Origin of the sequence: Psychrobacillus sp. FSL K6-4046 (genome assembly GCF_038624605.1) — a bacterium.
GTDB lineage: Bacteria > Bacillota > Bacilli > Bacillales_A > Planococcaceae > Psychrobacillus.
In genome coordinates this window covers 2834691-2849464 of the sequence record NZ_CP152020.1, presented here as the reverse complement: position 1 = coordinate 2849464, position 14774 = coordinate 2834691, and the positions used below count along the sequence as shown (strand labels likewise).

The following is a 14774-nucleotide window of genomic DNA, read 5'->3' as shown; positions in this document are numbered from 1 at the left end:
AGTTTGTAATAGACTATATTAATAGATTCAAATTTCTTTAGAGGAGTGTTTATAGATGAAGCTATTGTCATACCGTTTAAACGATAAAATTTATTTTGGTCCAAAAGTAAAAAAAGAAGAAGCAGTATGGGATGTACTTACTATTCAAGAAGAATTACAAGTGCTACCTAATTTTCCTGCAACTATCGTCCAAGGTGTCAGCTTCGGGATGGATTTTATTGAACAAATACGTGTTTTAATAGAAACAGCTTTAAAAGAAGAGGATCCAAATCGTTTTAAACGCTCATTTACAGAAATTGAATGGCTATCACCGATACCTCGCACACCCAAAAATGTAATGGCAATTGGTAAAAACTATGCCGATCATGCAAAGGAAATGGGTGGGGTAGCGGAGGACTTTGTTGTATTTACAAAGGCTCCGACAACAATTGCAGCAGATGAACAAACGTTACCAGTCCACTCAGAGGTTACTTCTTCGTTAGATTACGAAGGGGAGCTTGCAATCGTAATAGGAAAAGAAGGGAAGAATATTCCATCTAAATTAGCCTATGATTATGTATTTGGTTACACAATTGCTAATGATATTACCGCACGAGATCTTCAAAAGAAACATCAGCAGTTCTTCTTAGGTAAAAGTTTAGATTGGTCATGTCCTATGGGACCATATGTCGTAACGAAGGATGAAATTCCAAATCCTCAGGACCTAACGATCGTTACAAAAGTTAACGATGAAATTCGTCAAAATGGAGTTACCTCCGATATGATTTATTCGGTTGAAAATATTATTTGTGAGATATCAAAAATTGTAACCTTGGAGCCGGGAGATGTTATTTTAACAGGTACGCCTGCAGGAGTAGGTAAGGGATTCAATCCCCCAAAATTCTTGAAATCTGGCGATATTGTGAAAGTTTCTATTGAAGGAATCGGAACGCTTGTAAACAAGTTTGAGTAATGGTAGTTTAAAAGTGGTATAGTAAAGATATATTAAAATTAACGTTGAGGTGAAACAATGGATTTCTTAGCAAGTACGCACTTACACATAACAACTTGGGTAGTAGCATTAATTTTATTTTTTGTTGCTCTAGCAATGTCTAATTCAAAGGTTGTTCAGATGATTTTACGTTTAGATTATTTGCTTATCATCCTTACAGGAGTTGCTTTATTCATCAAAGGGATGGATTATGGAGAAGGCATGCTGTATGGCTTGAAGTTTATAGCTGGTATTCTTGTAATTGGTATGATGGAAATGACTTTAGTTAAAAAAGCAAAAGGTAAACCTTATACGACGTTCCTTGTATTAGTATTTGTGTTCTTCTTTATTGCTTTATTCTTAGGATTCAAGCTTCCAATGGGTATTAACTTTTTAGCATAATAATTAAAACTCTCATGTTTACATGGGAGTTTTTTTGTATTTAAATAAAAAGTTAACATTGTAATACAGGGAAGAGCGAGGAAAGATTTTTGCTTCGGTAGACGCTATCCTTATCGTGAGCTAGAAGCTATTACGCATATTTTACGTGATGATTTATAGTCCCTTTAAGAAGGCTATGGTGAAAATGAAGATTTATTTAAGATTGAACCCTCTAGAGCAATAATAAAAAAATGATAATATTGATTATAGCTATTCATTATTCCAAAAGGGAGGTTAACCCATATGATCTATCTGAAAAGCTTCAAGCTTTCTCCTCATACAGTCAATAATCCAAATGCATATCCATACAATGTGTTTAGAAAAATAACTGGAGAAGTGTTAGTCTTTCATAACATTACAGTAGTGTATGGTAACAATGGTTCCGGTAAGTCCACACTATTAAATTTAATGGCAAACAAGCTTAAAATTACGGGGGCTGAGGAAATAACAAATAATAGCCATAACATATACCCGTTAGATTACATATCAGAATGTTCATACGCGCTAGGTGAAAATAAGAGTGACGGAGAGTCAGATCAACTACCGTATAATACTTTGTACATCAAAAGCGAAGATATTTTATATGAGATCAAGAAGATTCAGCAGGAGGCGGTTCTTAAGGAAGGTTACCTGTACCAACACTCTAGGTTGGGATATACTAAGGAACGTTTGGAAGAGTTGAAACATTCTTCACAGATGTACAAACAAATGAAGATTATGAAATTTTCTAATGAAAAGTATTCTAACGGTGAGACATCCATGCAGATATTTGATGAACATCTTGTCCCCAACGGATTATACTTGCTCGATGAACCTGAAACCTCTCTTTCTCCTACAAACCAAATTAAGTTGGCAGAAGAAATCAATAAACTCGCAAGGTTTTTTGACTGTCAATTTATTATAGCGACACATTCTCCATTTATGTTGGGAACACTAGATGCTAAGATTTATAATCTTGACGCACCCCTTTTGACAACAAATAGATGGACTGAGCTTGAAAACGTAAGATTTTTCTACGACTTTTTCAATAAACGGAAGAATGAATTTGAATAATCAGCAGAAACATCTGCAGCTTCAGAACGCATAAAATAGCCAACCAAACTCGCCAATTAATGGTTGAATAAATAAAGTAATATACTTCTAATAACTTTTTGAAAAAAATAAGTAAGAACTTCAATATAAAAAAGCCTATAGCTCGCGAAATTTCATCTTCGCGAGCTACTTGACCATTAGAAAATTTTTTATTCCTTTATTGGCTAAAATGCTTTTATTTCGTTTCTAATAGTTGCAGGGAGGCGACGGATAGAATTAAGCCATAAGATTACCGAAAGTAGAGTGTTGTCGTGACGTTAGTCACGACAACACTCCAAAATTTCTCGTTAATGATATGGCCATAGCTATCCCAAAGCCGACCGGAAACAAATAGACAATGGCTTAAGGTTTTAATACCTCAAAATAGGAAGTAAGGATTTACTGGTTTATCATTAAAGATATAGATATTCTTCTTATTAGCTTTTCAAAAAAAAAGTAAGAATTATTCTTTAAAAAAGCGAAGAGCTCGCGAAATTGCATCTTCGCGAGTCGCTTGACCATTCGAAAAGTTATTTATTCTTTCATTAGCTAAAACGCCTTTATTCCGTTTCTAATAGTTGTAGGGAGGCGACGGATAGAATTAAGCCATAAGATTACCGAAATTAGAGTGTTGTCGTGACGGTAGTCACGACAACACTCCTAAAACTTCTCCGATAATGATATGGCCAAAGTCTATCCAAAAGCCGACCGGAAACAAATAGATTCCGACTGAAGACTTTCAATATCTAAAAGGAACTTAAAAAAATTCTTCAATACAGCAGTAATGTCTTATCAAAAGCCGACCGGAAACGATTAGAAACCCTAGAAGCTATTAATATGACACAGTTTGGACGAATACTTTTTTATTTTCTACGTATTTCTTTTTAAAACATAGCGATTGAAACGTAGCTTTGTTAAAATTAACGATGATAAGTCTTGTTTTAGGGTATAAATAAACAAGACAATTTTATGTTGACCCGATGTAGAGGAGGATTACCTTGAAATTTAAAAAATGGCTTGTTTGTAGTGTACTTTTCAGCAGCCTATGGATGACAACTGCTTTTAGTGCTCAAGCAGCGGATTCATCTATACAAAATGAAAGTATTTATGACTTATACGTTGACCGATATTTTAATAGCACAGTCGCAAATGACTACAATGTTAATACGAAAGATCATCTAGCCTTCGCTGGAGGAGATTTTAAAGGAATCATGGACAAAATGGATCACATACGTGATTTAGGCTTTTCAATACTCTCTATCGGTCCAGTTTTCTCAACGGAATCCTATGATGGTAAAGCAATTTTAGATTTTAATGAAATTGAAAAACATTTTGGAACAGCTGATGAATTAGAAGCTTTGATTGAGAAGACACATAATCAAAAGATGAAACTAATGATAGAATTTCCATTGAATAACTATAGTGCGCAGCATACTTGGGCCAGTGAAGAGGACAAGCAAGATTGGATCATGTCCAAAGACGGCGTACTAAAACTAGATTTAGAAAATCCAGAAGTCCAAATTGAACTTAAAGACACTATTGTAGCTTTTGCTACTAAGTACAAAATTGATGGAGTGAAGCTTTCTGAAATAGAAGGCGCACCTACAGAATTTATAAACGAAATGATTACAGCCTTAAAAGAAGTAAGAAATCCAATGTATGTTATAGCATTAGAGGAAAGCGATGCGAATTTTGATGTCAACTATTCGGAACAACGTATGGTCGCACTAAGAGATGCGTTCAAAAACACGGATTACCCTTCAGATGTTATTAGTTCGGTTGAATCCAATGACTTACTCCTAATTGACAATTTAGTATCAGAACGTTTTACTTACCATAGTGCTTTGGAAAACATGTTCCCTCCAACGCGCATTCGCGCTGCTATTGGAACACTACTGACACTACCTGGAGTACCTTATATGACATATGGAACGGAAATTGCCATGAACGGTCAGGTACCAGAAGAAAGCCATCAAATCATGAATTTTCGTGTAGATGAAGAGTTAATCGAGTATATCCAAGATGTTAACTCCATTCGTAATAAATCAGATGCACTTAGATCTGGTGACATAGAAGTTCTAAAAAATGAAAATGGTTATGCAGTATATAAGCGTGAATCAGAAGAAGAAACATTTATTATAGTTGTAAATAATACTAGCGCTACCCAACGTATTGACCTTTCTAGTGAAGTTGTAGGAGAAGACAAGGAAGTTAGAGGGATTTTTGAATCCGATTTAATTAGAACCACGGATGATGGCTCATACCGCATAGTTATTGATCGTGAAATTGTGGAAGTCTTTCAAGTAACAGACCGCAAAGGTTTAAATACAGCTTATATAATCGCAATGGTAATCTCTTATTTGTTATTTATCTTATTCCTCGTAATTGTTTGGAAAAAAGGAAAGCAAAGAAGAAGAGACGATGAAAACAAAGCGAAATAATAAAAAAACTATCTCTTGAGTGCCAAGAGATAGTTTTTTTAGTTAGAAAGATAAATTGAATTGATGTCCAGCTTCATCGCCTTGCCCCTCGGGGTCAAATGGATAAAAGCTCCGGTGGCTGAAGAACTGCCTCCTCGCTTTTCTGCATTTGCCTGTCGGGGCAGTGACAGGCGCTTGCGCTTTTCTTGATGTCCAGCTTCATCGCCTTGCCCCTCGGGGTCAAATGGATAAAAGCTCCGGTGGCTGAGGAACTGCCTCCTCGCTTTTCTGCATTTGCCTGTCGGGGCAGTGACAGGCGCTTGCGCTTTTCTTGTTAGTGATGTTCTGTATGAAGTGGAGGTAGGATTAACCAACCTTTTTCCTTCGTTAACTGCAATAATTTTGCACCTAATTGAGCTTTTTTCATATGGAATTGGCCATACATGGTAGCTATGTCTTCTCTTGTAGAAATACCCATTGCCTTACTGCAGGCTACTAATCCTGAAGCGCCATCGATTGCTAACGCAGCTGCAATTTCAGGATCATTGAATTTTGCACCTGGTGGGATATTTTCTACTTGAGCTACAGGACGCTCAGGAGGGGCAGGTGGAAGTCCAATGCCATTTTCCTTGAGAATCCTTTCCAAATACTTGTTTTCGTCTTTCATGGCATCCACGGAATCTTCAAGAATTTTTTTTAGATCTGTATCTCCAGCGTGATTATAAAAGGTTTGGTGTGCAGCAATTAATCCTTGGTTGGTTGTTAAATTAGTCCAAATAGCAAAAACTTCACCACAATGTAATGGTTGCTCTTTTTGATTCCCAGATAAAATACCCATTTTTTCACTCCATTTCGTCATAAGTCGACATGATTTTTTCAGGTCGACCTTATTATGTGACAACATGGAGGAACTATTCTAATTCCAATAAAAAAGACAAATCTGCTGGAAGATTTGTCTTTTAATCTATTAAAAGTTTTATGCTTCTTTGTTCAAAAAGAAGACAGAGATTGCTCCGGGGCCAGTGTGGGCACCAATGGTGGAACCAATCAGATGAATTTCTACATCTGTAGGCTGCATTTTTTCTAATATCATTTCTTTTAGTTCTTGTGCTCGATCTAATACGTCTGCATGACTAATAGCAATTACTTGTCCTTCTAAATTTCCTCCGCGTTCCTCTACTAATTCTACTATACGTTTCATTACTTTTTTAGTGCCGCGAATTTTTTCAATCGGTACAAGTTTGCCCTCTTCTACATGAAGTACAGGCTTGATGTTTAACAGGCCACCGATAAATGCACTTGCTTTTGATACTCGTCCACCGCGGGCCATATAATCTAAGTCATCTACAGTGAAAAGATGTTCCATATGTGTAGCATTCCATCTAATTTTCTCTTCAATTTCCGAAAGGCTTAGTCCTTCATCTCTTAGTTTTACTGCTTCTTTTACAAGCAGTCCATATCCAAGTGAAGCACATTTTGAATCTATGATCGTTAGCTTCATATCCGGATATGTCTCTAATAATTGTTCCTTCATCATCACAGCCGTACTATAAGTACCTGATAACTCTGAGGAGAAAGCGATGTAAATACCTTCTTCTCCTGACTTAGCAAGATCCTCAAAAATACGAAGGAAATGTTCAGGAGAAGTTTGAGAAGTTTTAGGCTGCTTACCATTTCTAATCTCTGCGTATACCTCTGTTGATACAATGTCGTTTATATCTTCATATTCTTTATCGTCAATATGAACACGAAGTGGTGCCAACTCTACTTGATTTGTTTCAAAAAATAATTTTGGTAAGTCACTTGCACTGTCGGCAAATATTCTCATTTTTGTCCCCCTAAAATTTGTGAATTATATTAATTCAATTTTAATCTTTCTCTTAAGAATTCTGCAATACCATCTTCATTATTTGTTGCAGTTATTTCATTGGCTATATTTTGTAAAGGAGAAATAGCGTTCCCCATAGCAACACCCACACCAGCATATTCAATCATTTCTAAATCGTTATCCTCGTCCCCAAAAGCAATAATTCTCTCTTTTGGGATATTTAAATACTTGGATACATGGTCTAAACCTACTGCTTTATTAAGTCCGTGTCTAACAATTTCAATGACATCCCAAGGTGCTCCCCAACGGCGATGGTCAATAACTTCTGCATGAACTTCTTTTAAATGCTTTCTAACATCATCTACTGAATTTTCCTCTGCATGTATGAGTAAACTAGTTGGATCGGCGTTTAAAAATTGTCGAAGGTCACCAGTAGTTATATTGGGATTTCCTTGTACTAAAGCCGATATCATTTGTTCATCATGATAATGTAAGTATACGTCATCTAAGACTTCTGCGAGCATATTTTTTATCGAATAGCTTTGAACGGCCTCAACTACTTCTTTTACAACATTCAAGCTAATTGGTTTATGTATCATTTGCCATGAACGATTTCTAGGGTGATGTACGAATGCCCCATTGAAGTTGACAATAGGAGTAGTTAGCCCAAGTTCATGATAATACATTTCGCTTGCTCGATAGGGTCTACCCGTTGCAATCATTACTTCATGCCCTTCATCCTTAGCCTTTAATAAAATTCTTTTCGTGTTATCAGAAATAACCTTTTGGTCGGTTAATAAAGTTCCATCTAAGTCTAATACGATTAAGTGTCGTTCCATGTGCATATTCCCCCTCATCTTATTAAAGTTTATCTTGTTCCAGATGTTCCGTCAAAATGTATTGGTTCGCGATTTTGTAAAAAAACTTTTACTTTGTTAAAATAATAATATTACGAATAAGGGGTGTATATTCAATGATTACTAATTTAGAAAATTGGGGAGACATCCCAGTGCTACATATATCGAAAGAGAATTTTACAAATAATGCTCCAGTAGTATTCTTCCTACACGGTTTTGAAAGTGCCAAAGAGCATAACTTACACTATGCATACCAGTTAGTCAATAAGGGCTGTAGAGTTATCATGCCTGATGCTCATTTACACGGGGATCGAGATATTGAACTTGACCAAATACAGATTAGCCTTCGCTTTTGGGAGATTGTTTTAACATCTATTGAAGAGTTGGGGAAACTTAAAAACGTCTTAAAAGAACGTGGGTACCACAACGGTCAAAAGATAGCTGTTTCTGGAACCTCTATGGGTGGAATTACAACACTGGGCTGCTTAACGGCATATCCATGGATTGATGCGGCTGCTATTATGATGGGAACCCCGGGATATGTAAACCTTGCTAAAGATCAAATGACTTTAGTTGAGCAAAGAGGATTTAAGATTCCAATGAACGAAGAAGAAAAGAAAAAAATGTTTGATACATTATCTATATTTGATGCTTCTAAGCAATTAGAGAAACTAGAAAATAAGCCACTATTTTTCTGGCATGGCATGAAGGATGAAGTAGTACCGTTCGCACCTACTAACAAATTTGTGGAAGATTTGATTGAACAATATGGTGATGCTCAGATTGAGTTTATGAAAGAAAAAAGCGTTGGCCATGCAGTTTCAAGAAAAGGTATGCTTCGTTCAACGGAATGGTTAGCTAACCGTTTGGCATAATTGATATATCTTTGTTATGATGAATGAAAGATGTAAGGAGGTATTAGTATGGATCAAGATATGAAAGATAGTATGATGGCTGCCCTGGAAAATGTTATTGACCCAGAGCTAGGCGTAGATATTGTCAATTTAGGTTTAGTATATGATGTGGATCTAACTGATGAGGGACAAGCAACAGTTACGATGACACTAACTTCTATAGGTTGCCCGATGGGTCCAATGATAGTAGATCAGGTTAAAACAGCACTAGCTGAGCTACCTGAAGTTAAAGACACTGAGGTTAATATTGTCTGGAACCCACCATGGTCAAAAGACAATATGTCTCGATATGCAAAAATTGCATTAGGTATTCGATAATTATTAAGACTCCTCTAATTATAAAAGAGGACGTTTAAAACAAAACAAGGCATCTTCTGTTCAAGTCGAACAGGAGGTGCCTTGTTTGATTATATGCGTTTTTTCTTGAATTATAAGAGCTGTTTTTCTATAGCTGCATAGGGTTTGATTTGTAGGGGCAATTCCAGCGGGATAAGTATGAAATTTCACCACAGCACGATTGCCTTGGAGAGGACTTGCCACTTACGCTATTGTGAGTGGCGATTGGAAGCACCCGAACTGAGTATAGCGAGGGAGAAGGCTTGAGTCGTGCACGCGAAAAGCGCCCGTCACAAAACACCGATATATACAAGCGAGTAAATGAACGACAATCGTTCACTTACTCTAATTAATCTATCCGACAAACGCAAAGAGGACAGCTTTCGCACTGGTTTTCTCTTCTTAATAACTCTAAATCGTTAATTGTAATAATACCTTTATGAAACGAAATTAGACCCTCACTTTTCATATCATTTAACATTCGATTAACTACTTCCCTACTCATCGAGCAAAGGTTAGCTATTTCCTGATTAGTAAGTGAAAAATTAATTTTAATCCTACCATCAGATAATGGTTCACCATACGTGTTACACAAGCGTATTAAAGTAGAATATAGAGCGCCTTTTTTACCATAAAGCATCAAATCACGAAACCTTGTCTGGTTTTTTAAGTAAATAAGCTGTATATATTTTGTCCATTCCACCATTAACTGAGTAGAATTAACAAGAAATTTTTCTAATTTATTTTTTGGTAGCACTAATAGCTGTGTAGTCTCCAACGTAAGAGCAGAAAAACTATGATGAGTATTATCTGCGAAAACACCAGATTCACCTATACAGTTTTCGGGGCCTACTATTCTTAAAGTGAGTAATTTGCCGCCCTCTGTATCTTTATTTATCGCAATAGAGCCGCTTACAATAAAATATACGTCTTGTGCTAGTTCGCCTTCTATATAAACCGAACGATCCTTCTCTAATTTTATAATAGAACCGTATTGTTTAAATAATAAACTAATATCTGGGGATACTAAAGTATGATCCACCTCAACACCACCTTTATATGTACCTATAAATATAGCATATATTCCGTTACATAAAGCTTAATACTTTACAAATTATGCTACAAGGATTTATATTTATAATAGTCAATAAAGGTCAAAGTTTTGTGAAATGGAGCTGTTAATATGCAAATGAACCAACAAGATCAAAAAAGTCCTTTAGAAACGTACGGACGTAATTTAGTAAATGCAGTAAAAGACGGCAAAATGGACCCGGTTATCGGTAGAGATCAGGAAATTCGAAATGTCATTCGTATTTTATCAAGAAAAACTAAAAATAATCCTGTACTGATCGGAGAACCAGGGGTTGGTAAAACCGCTATTGTAGAGGGACTGGCACAAAGAATTGTAAAAAAAGATGTACCAGAGGGTTTGAAGGATAAAGAGATTTTCGAATTAGATATGAGCTCGCTAATTGCAGGAGCAAAGTATCGTGGAGAATTTGAGGAGAGACTTCAAGCAGTACTCAAGCAAATCAAAGAGAGTGAAGGAAAAATCATTTTATTTATTGATGAGATCCACACTATAGTTGGTGCTGGGAAATCAGATGGTACCATGGATGCGGGGAATATGTTAAAGCCAATGCTCGCACGAGGAGAATTGCATTGTATTGGAGCGACTACTCTTGATGAATATCGTATGTATATTGAAAAGGATCCTGCGTTAGAGCGCCGTTTTCAGCAAGTATTAGTAAGAGAACCCTCTGTAGAGGATACAGTATCCATCCTTCGTGGTTTAAAGGAACGCTTTGAATTACATCATGGTGTACGTATACACGATCGAGCAATTGTAGCGGCATCTCAGCTTTCCAACCGCTATATTACAGAACGTTTTCTTCCTGACAAGGCAATAGACTTAATAGATGAAGCTTGTGCCATGATCCGTACGGAAATAGATTCAATGCCTCAAGAGCTGGACGAAGTAACTAGAAGAATGATGCAGCTCCAAATTGAGGAGCAAGCGCTGATGAAAGAAAAGGATTCAGCTAGCAAAAAGCGATTAGAACAATTGCGTCAGGAGTTAGAGGAGTTAGACAAGTCCTCAGCAGATATGCGTAAAAAATGGGAAGCAGAAAAAGAGTCCATTCAAGTAGTTCAAAAAAAGAGAGAGCTGTTAGACCGCTATCGTAGAGAGCTAGAGGAAGCAGAAAATAAATACGATTTAAATAAAGCAGCAGAGCTACGTCATGGTAAAATACCACCTTTAGAAAAGGAACTTCAATCATATGAAGATGAGATAAACAATGATTATGATTCACGTTTACTTCGAGAAGAAGTCACTGCAGATGAAATTGCTCATATTATTTCAAGATGGACTGGCATCCCTGTAACTAAGCTGGTAGAAGGAGAAAGAGAAAAACTTCTTCGCCTTAAAGAGACTTTGGGAGAACGTGTAGTTGGTCAAGATCAGGCAGTACAATTAGTGACAGAGGCTGTTTGGCGTGCACGTGCAGGTATAAAAGACCCGAATAAACCAATTGGTTCGTTTCTCTTCTTGGGGCCAACTGGTGTAGGTAAAACAGAGCTAGCTAAATCTTTAGCCGCAAACCTGTTTGACTCAGAGGAACATTTCATCCGTATAGACATGTCCGAATATATGGAAAAGCATAGCGTATCTCGATTAGTCGGTGCACCTCCAGGATATATAGGCTATGAGGAAGGCGGTCAGCTAACAGAGGCTGTGCGAAGAAATCCTTATTCTGTAGTGCTACTGGATGAAATCGAGAAGGCTCATCCAGACGTAGCCAATATATTACTGCAGCTAATGGATGATGGAAGGATAACCGATAGTCAGGGGAGAATCGTCAACTTTACAAATACAGTTGTCATTTTAACTTCCAATATAGGCTCCCAATACTTATCCAATACAACAGGACAAGTGTCAGAAACGGACGAGGAACTGGTAATGACCGCTCTTCGTGCACACTTCAAGCCTGAGCTATTAAACCGTATGGATGATATTATTATGTTCCATTCCTTAACGACTCATCACTTTGAAATGATAGCGAAAAAGTATGTAAAACAACTGCAAAATCGTCTGCTAGAGCAGGAAGTTACTTTAGAGGTCGAGGAAGATGTCTATACGTGGATCGTGGAAGAGGGAACTGATGCTGCTTATGGCGCAAGACCGCTCAGAAGATTTATCCAACGATATCTAGAAACAGCAGTTGCAAAAATGCTAATTGGAGGGAACATCCTACCTGGTAGCACAATTGTAGCGAGCCTGGAGGATGGCCAGCTAATGGTGAAATAGTATAGCTATACAGCTATCAAATAAAAAAACTCCCTTTAGAAGGGAGTTTTTTTATTAATGATGTTTAGCTTCTACAGGCTCATCCGGAATTACTTTAGTAATTAGTATAATTATAATAGCTGCTGGGATAGCCATATATAAACCATGGAAAAAGTTAAATTCTTCTACGCCATTAACTGAACCTACTACATAATTTAACATCGTAACCAAGATAAGTGTCCAAATTACTGTCATAACATATTGCATATAATTTCACCTCAAAAAAATTAATTTATCTATAGCTATCATAACATAGGGTTGTCCTATACAAAAGAATTATTCTTAACATCCAACAACTATGTTGAAAAATGTTCATATATTCGCTATTATTAATACCAGGTACTAATAATAGATTACAAGAAAAGAGGAATTTCATGAATGCAGGAATTATAGGTTTAGGAACTTATGCACCTGAGAAGATTTTAACGAATGAAGACCTTGAAAAAAGAATAGATACATCGGATGAATGGATAAAAACAATGACTGGTATAGAGGAGCGTCGAATAGCTGCTCCTGGAGAAGAAAGTTCACATATGGCTGTCAAGGCAGCCAAGGAAGCAATAGCGGATGCAGGAATTTCTCCGGAACAAATAGGACTAATTTTGGTAGCAACAGTAACTCCGGATCGTCCTTTTCCTAGTGTCTCCACGATGCTTCAGGAGCAATTAGGGGCTACTAATGCAGCAGCAATGGATATATCCGCTGCATGCGCAGGGTTTATGTATGGTGTCGTTACTGCAAAGCAATTTGTAGAATCTAAAACGTATTCTCATGTGTTAGTAATTGGTGTGGAAAAGCTGTCTAAAATTACAGACTGGGAAGATCGAAATACTGCTGTCCTCTTTGGGGATGGAGCAGGGGCTGTAGTAATTGGAGAAGTCTCTGAGGGCAGAGGCATATTGTCCTTTGAGCTTGGAGCCAATGGCAGTGGAGGAAAGTATTTATTGCAGGACGGACCTTACATTACGATGAATGGAAGAGAGGTATTTAAATTTGCGGTTCGTCAAATGGGCGAATCTGCTATTAACGTTATCGAAAAAGCAGGATTACAAAAAACAGATATTGATTTGTTAATCCCTCATCAAGCAAATATTCGTATTATGGAGGCATCTAGAGAACGACTGGAGTTGCCTGCTGAAAAAATGGCCAAAACTATACACAAATATGGGAATACCTCATCTTCGTCTATTCCACTAGCATTAAAAGAAGAAGTGAAAAATGGAAAAGTGAAAGATGATGATATTATTGTAATGGTAGGTTTTGGTGGAGGCTTGACTTGGGGAGCAATAGCGCTTAAATGGGGAAAATAATTTAATTTGTCGAAGGGACGGACATACATGACGAAACGTAGGGTTGTAGTAACAGGATTAGGTGCCGTAACACCACTAGGTAATGATGTAGAAACGACTTGGGCTGGTATTAAGGAAGGTAAATCAGGTGTCGGAATGTTAACAAGACTTGATGCATCTTTGTTTCCAGCGAAAGTGGCCGCAGAGGTAAAAGATTTTGACATAGAGAAGTATATTGAAAAGAAAGATGCAAGAAAAATGGATCGTTTTACTCACTATGCTTTAGCTTCTGCAATTATGGCAGTTGAGGACGCCAATTTAACAATCACAGAAGAGCTAGGTCTACGTACAGGCGTTTGGATTGGTTCAGGTATTGGTGGAATGGAGACATACGAGAATCAGTTCCGAGTATTTTTAGAAAAAGGAACGAGACGCGTAAGTCCATTCTTCGTGCCAATGATGATTCCTGACATGGCTGCAGGTCAGGTGTCAATTCATTTTGGGGCAAAGGCGATTAATTCATGTACGGTAACGGCTTGTGCATCTGGCACTAACTCTATAGGGGATGCTTTTAAAGTGATCGAGCGAGGAGATGCAGATGTGATGATTACCGGCGGAGCAGAGTCTCCGATTACTCATATGTCTGTAGCTGGTTTCTGCTCCAATACTGCACTTTCTTTAAATACAGATCCTAATACCGCATCGAAACCTTTTGATGCTAATCGAGACGGATTTGTTATTGGTGAAGGAGCTGGAATTCTTATATTAGAAGAATATGAGCACGCTGTTGCTCGTGGTGCTAAAATCTATGCAGAAATAATAGGTTATGGTTCTACAGGAGATGCCCACCATATTACTGCACCAGCTCCAGAAGGAGAAGGGGCAGCTAGAGCCATGAAGCAAGCATTAGACGATGCAGGAGTGTCTCCGGAGAAGATCGATTATATTAATGCGCACGGAACTAGTACGCCTTATAATGATCAGTTTGAAACAATGGCTGTAAAATCCGTATTTGGTGAGCATGCGTACAATTTGGCTATGAGTTCCACTAAATCTATGACTGGTCACTTGCTCGGTGCGGCAGGAGGGGTAGAGGCAATATTCAGTGTATTAGCTCTCCATGAAGGCATCTTACCGCCTACCACAAATCTGGAAACGCCTGATCCGTTATGTGATTTAGACTATGTTCCAAATGAGGCAAGAAAAGAAGAAATTGACTATGCCATGAGTAATTCATTAGGTTTTGGTGGTCATAATGCAAGTATATTATTTAAAAAAATCAAATAAACAACAAAAAAT

General features: G+C 37.4%; 14 protein-coding genes. 9 read left to right on the top strand and 5 right to left on the bottom strand.

Annotated features, from left to right (window positions below; genetic code table 11):
- Positions 1–55 precede the first annotated feature (55 nt).
- The 4 genes from MKY09_RS14090 (at position 56) to MKY09_RS14075 (ending at position 4923) form a co-directional block, all read left to right on the top strand.
- A complete protein-coding gene (locus MKY09_RS14090; protein ID WP_169361034.1) occupies positions 56–952 on the top strand; it encodes a fumarylacetoacetate hydrolase family protein in 897 nt (298 codons plus the stop codon).
- 57 nt (positions 953–1009) lie between these two features.
- On the top strand, positions 1010–1372 hold the full coding sequence (locus tag MKY09_RS14085) for a YisL family protein (protein ID WP_342566920.1): 363 nt from the start codon (positions 1010–1012) through the stop codon (positions 1370–1372).
- A 282-nt stretch (positions 1373–1654) separates the two neighbouring features.
- Positions 1655–2464 carry an AAA family ATPase gene (locus tag MKY09_RS14080; protein ID WP_342566919.1) on the top strand — a complete coding sequence of 270 codons (810 nt, stop codon included), beginning with the start codon at positions 1655–1657 and terminating at the stop codon, positions 2462–2464.
- Positions 2465–3480: 1016 nt separating this feature from the next.
- Positions 3481–4923 carry an alpha-amylase family glycosyl hydrolase gene (locus MKY09_RS14075; protein ID WP_169361031.1) on the top strand — a complete coding sequence of 481 codons (1443 nt, stop codon included), beginning with the start codon at positions 3481–3483 and terminating at the stop codon, positions 4921–4923.
- Between the two features lie 313 nt (positions 4924–5236).
- Here MKY09_RS14075 and MKY09_RS14070 read toward each other — a convergent pair whose 3' ends face one another.
- The 3 genes from MKY09_RS14070 to MKY09_RS14060 form a co-directional block, all read right to left on the bottom strand.
- Positions 5237–5740, bottom strand: a complete 504-nt coding sequence (locus tag MKY09_RS14070; protein ID WP_169361030.1) for a DUF3231 family protein — start codon at positions 5738–5740, stop codon at positions 5237–5239.
- A 138-nt stretch (positions 5741–5878) separates the two neighbouring features.
- Positions 5879–6730: a DegV family protein gene (locus MKY09_RS14065; protein WP_251556039.1), complete on the bottom strand. Its 852-nt coding sequence runs from the start codon at positions 6728–6730 to the stop codon at positions 5879–5881.
- 29 nt (positions 6731–6759) lie between these two features.
- Positions 6760–7569 carry a Cof-type HAD-IIB family hydrolase gene (locus MKY09_RS14060; RefSeq protein ID WP_342566918.1) on the bottom strand — a complete coding sequence of 270 codons (810 nt, stop codon included), beginning with the start codon at positions 7567–7569 and terminating at the stop codon, positions 6760–6762.
- 134 nt (positions 7570–7703) lie between these two features.
- Here MKY09_RS14060 and MKY09_RS14055 point away from each other — a divergent pair, with 134 nt between their 5' ends.
- Both MKY09_RS14055 and MKY09_RS14050 read left to right on the top strand, forming a co-directional pair.
- Positions 7704–8462, top strand: coding sequence for a prolyl oligopeptidase family serine peptidase (locus tag MKY09_RS14055; protein WP_342566917.1), 759 nt, complete (start codon positions 7704–7706; stop codon positions 8460–8462).
- Between the two features lie 48 nt (positions 8463–8510).
- Positions 8511–8819 (top strand): metal-sulfur cluster assembly factor, encoded by a 309-nt coding sequence (locus MKY09_RS14050; protein WP_169361026.1) that lies wholly within the window; start codon positions 8511–8513, stop codon positions 8817–8819.
- 367 nt (positions 8820–9186) lie between these two features.
- Here the strand turns inward: MKY09_RS14050 and MKY09_RS14045 are convergent, their stop codons facing one another.
- A complete protein-coding gene (locus MKY09_RS14045; protein ID WP_251556041.1) occupies positions 9187–9879 on the bottom strand; it encodes a Crp/Fnr family transcriptional regulator in 693 nt (230 codons plus the stop codon).
- Between the two features lie 141 nt (positions 9880–10020).
- Between MKY09_RS14045 and MKY09_RS14040 the strand changes: the two genes are divergently transcribed.
- Positions 10021–12147: an AAA family ATPase gene (locus tag MKY09_RS14040; RefSeq protein ID WP_342566916.1), complete on the top strand. Its 2127-nt coding sequence runs from the start codon at positions 10021–10023 to the stop codon at positions 12145–12147.
- A gap of 54 nt (positions 12148–12201) precedes the next feature.
- On the opposite strand, the gene MKY09_RS14035 is transcribed toward MKY09_RS14040, so the two are convergent.
- Positions 12202–12393 carry a DUF2929 family protein gene (locus MKY09_RS14035; protein ID WP_169361213.1) on the bottom strand — a complete coding sequence of 64 codons (192 nt, stop codon included), beginning with the start codon at positions 12391–12393 and terminating at the stop codon, positions 12202–12204.
- 167 nt (positions 12394–12560) lie between these two features.
- Between MKY09_RS14035 and MKY09_RS14030 the strand changes: the two genes are divergently transcribed.
- Positions 12561–13496 carry a beta-ketoacyl-ACP synthase III gene (locus MKY09_RS14030; protein ID WP_169361212.1) on the top strand — a complete coding sequence of 312 codons (936 nt, stop codon included), beginning with the start codon at positions 12561–12563 and terminating at the stop codon, positions 13494–13496.
- A 27-nt stretch (positions 13497–13523) separates the two neighbouring features.
- Positions 13524–14762: a beta-ketoacyl-ACP synthase II gene (fabF, locus tag MKY09_RS14025; RefSeq protein ID WP_298468610.1), complete on the top strand. Its 1239-nt coding sequence runs from the start codon at positions 13524–13526 to the stop codon at positions 14760–14762.
- Positions 14763–14774 lie beyond the last annotated feature (12 nt).

What these genes read in the sequence shown, in the direction of transcription:
- MKY09_RS14090 (WP_169361034.1), top strand. Translation starts at nt 56, where the DNA reads ATGAAGCTATTGTCATACCGTTTAAACGATAAAATTTATTTTGGTCCA.
- MKY09_RS14085 (WP_342566920.1), top strand. Translation starts at nt 1,010, where the DNA reads ATGGATTTCTTAGCAAGTACGCACTTACACATAACAACTTGGGTAGTA.
- MKY09_RS14080 (WP_342566919.1), top strand. Translation starts at nt 1,655, where the DNA reads ATGATCTATCTGAAAAGCTTCAAGCTTTCTCCTCATACAGTCAATAAT.
- MKY09_RS14070 (WP_169361030.1), bottom strand. Translation starts at nt 5,740, where the DNA reads ATGGGTATTTTATCTGGGAATCAAAAAGAGCAACCATTACATTGTGGT.
- MKY09_RS14065 (WP_251556039.1), bottom strand. Translation starts at nt 6,730, where the DNA reads ATGAGAATATTTGCCGACAGTGCAAGTGACTTACCAAAATTATTTTTT.
- MKY09_RS14060 (WP_342566918.1), bottom strand. Translation starts at nt 7,569, where the DNA reads ATGGAACGACACTTAATCGTATTAGACTTAGATGGAACTTTATTAACC.
- MKY09_RS14055 (WP_342566917.1), top strand. Translation starts at nt 7,704, where the DNA reads ATGATTACTAATTTAGAAAATTGGGGAGACATCCCAGTGCTACATATA.
- MKY09_RS14050 (WP_169361026.1), top strand. Translation starts at nt 8,511, where the DNA reads ATGGATCAAGATATGAAAGATAGTATGATGGCTGCCCTGGAAAATGTT.
- MKY09_RS14040 (WP_342566916.1), top strand. Translation starts at nt 10,021, where the DNA reads ATGCAAATGAACCAACAAGATCAAAAAAGTCCTTTAGAAACGTACGGA.
- MKY09_RS14035 (WP_169361213.1), bottom strand. Translation starts at nt 12,393, where the DNA reads ATGCAATATGTTATGACAGTAATTTGGACACTTATCTTGGTTACGATG.
- MKY09_RS14030 (WP_169361212.1), top strand. Translation starts at nt 12,561, where the DNA reads ATGAATGCAGGAATTATAGGTTTAGGAACTTATGCACCTGAGAAGATT.
- fabF (WP_298468610.1), top strand. Translation starts at nt 13,524, where the DNA reads ATGACGAAACGTAGGGTTGTAGTAACAGGATTAGGTGCCGTAACACCA.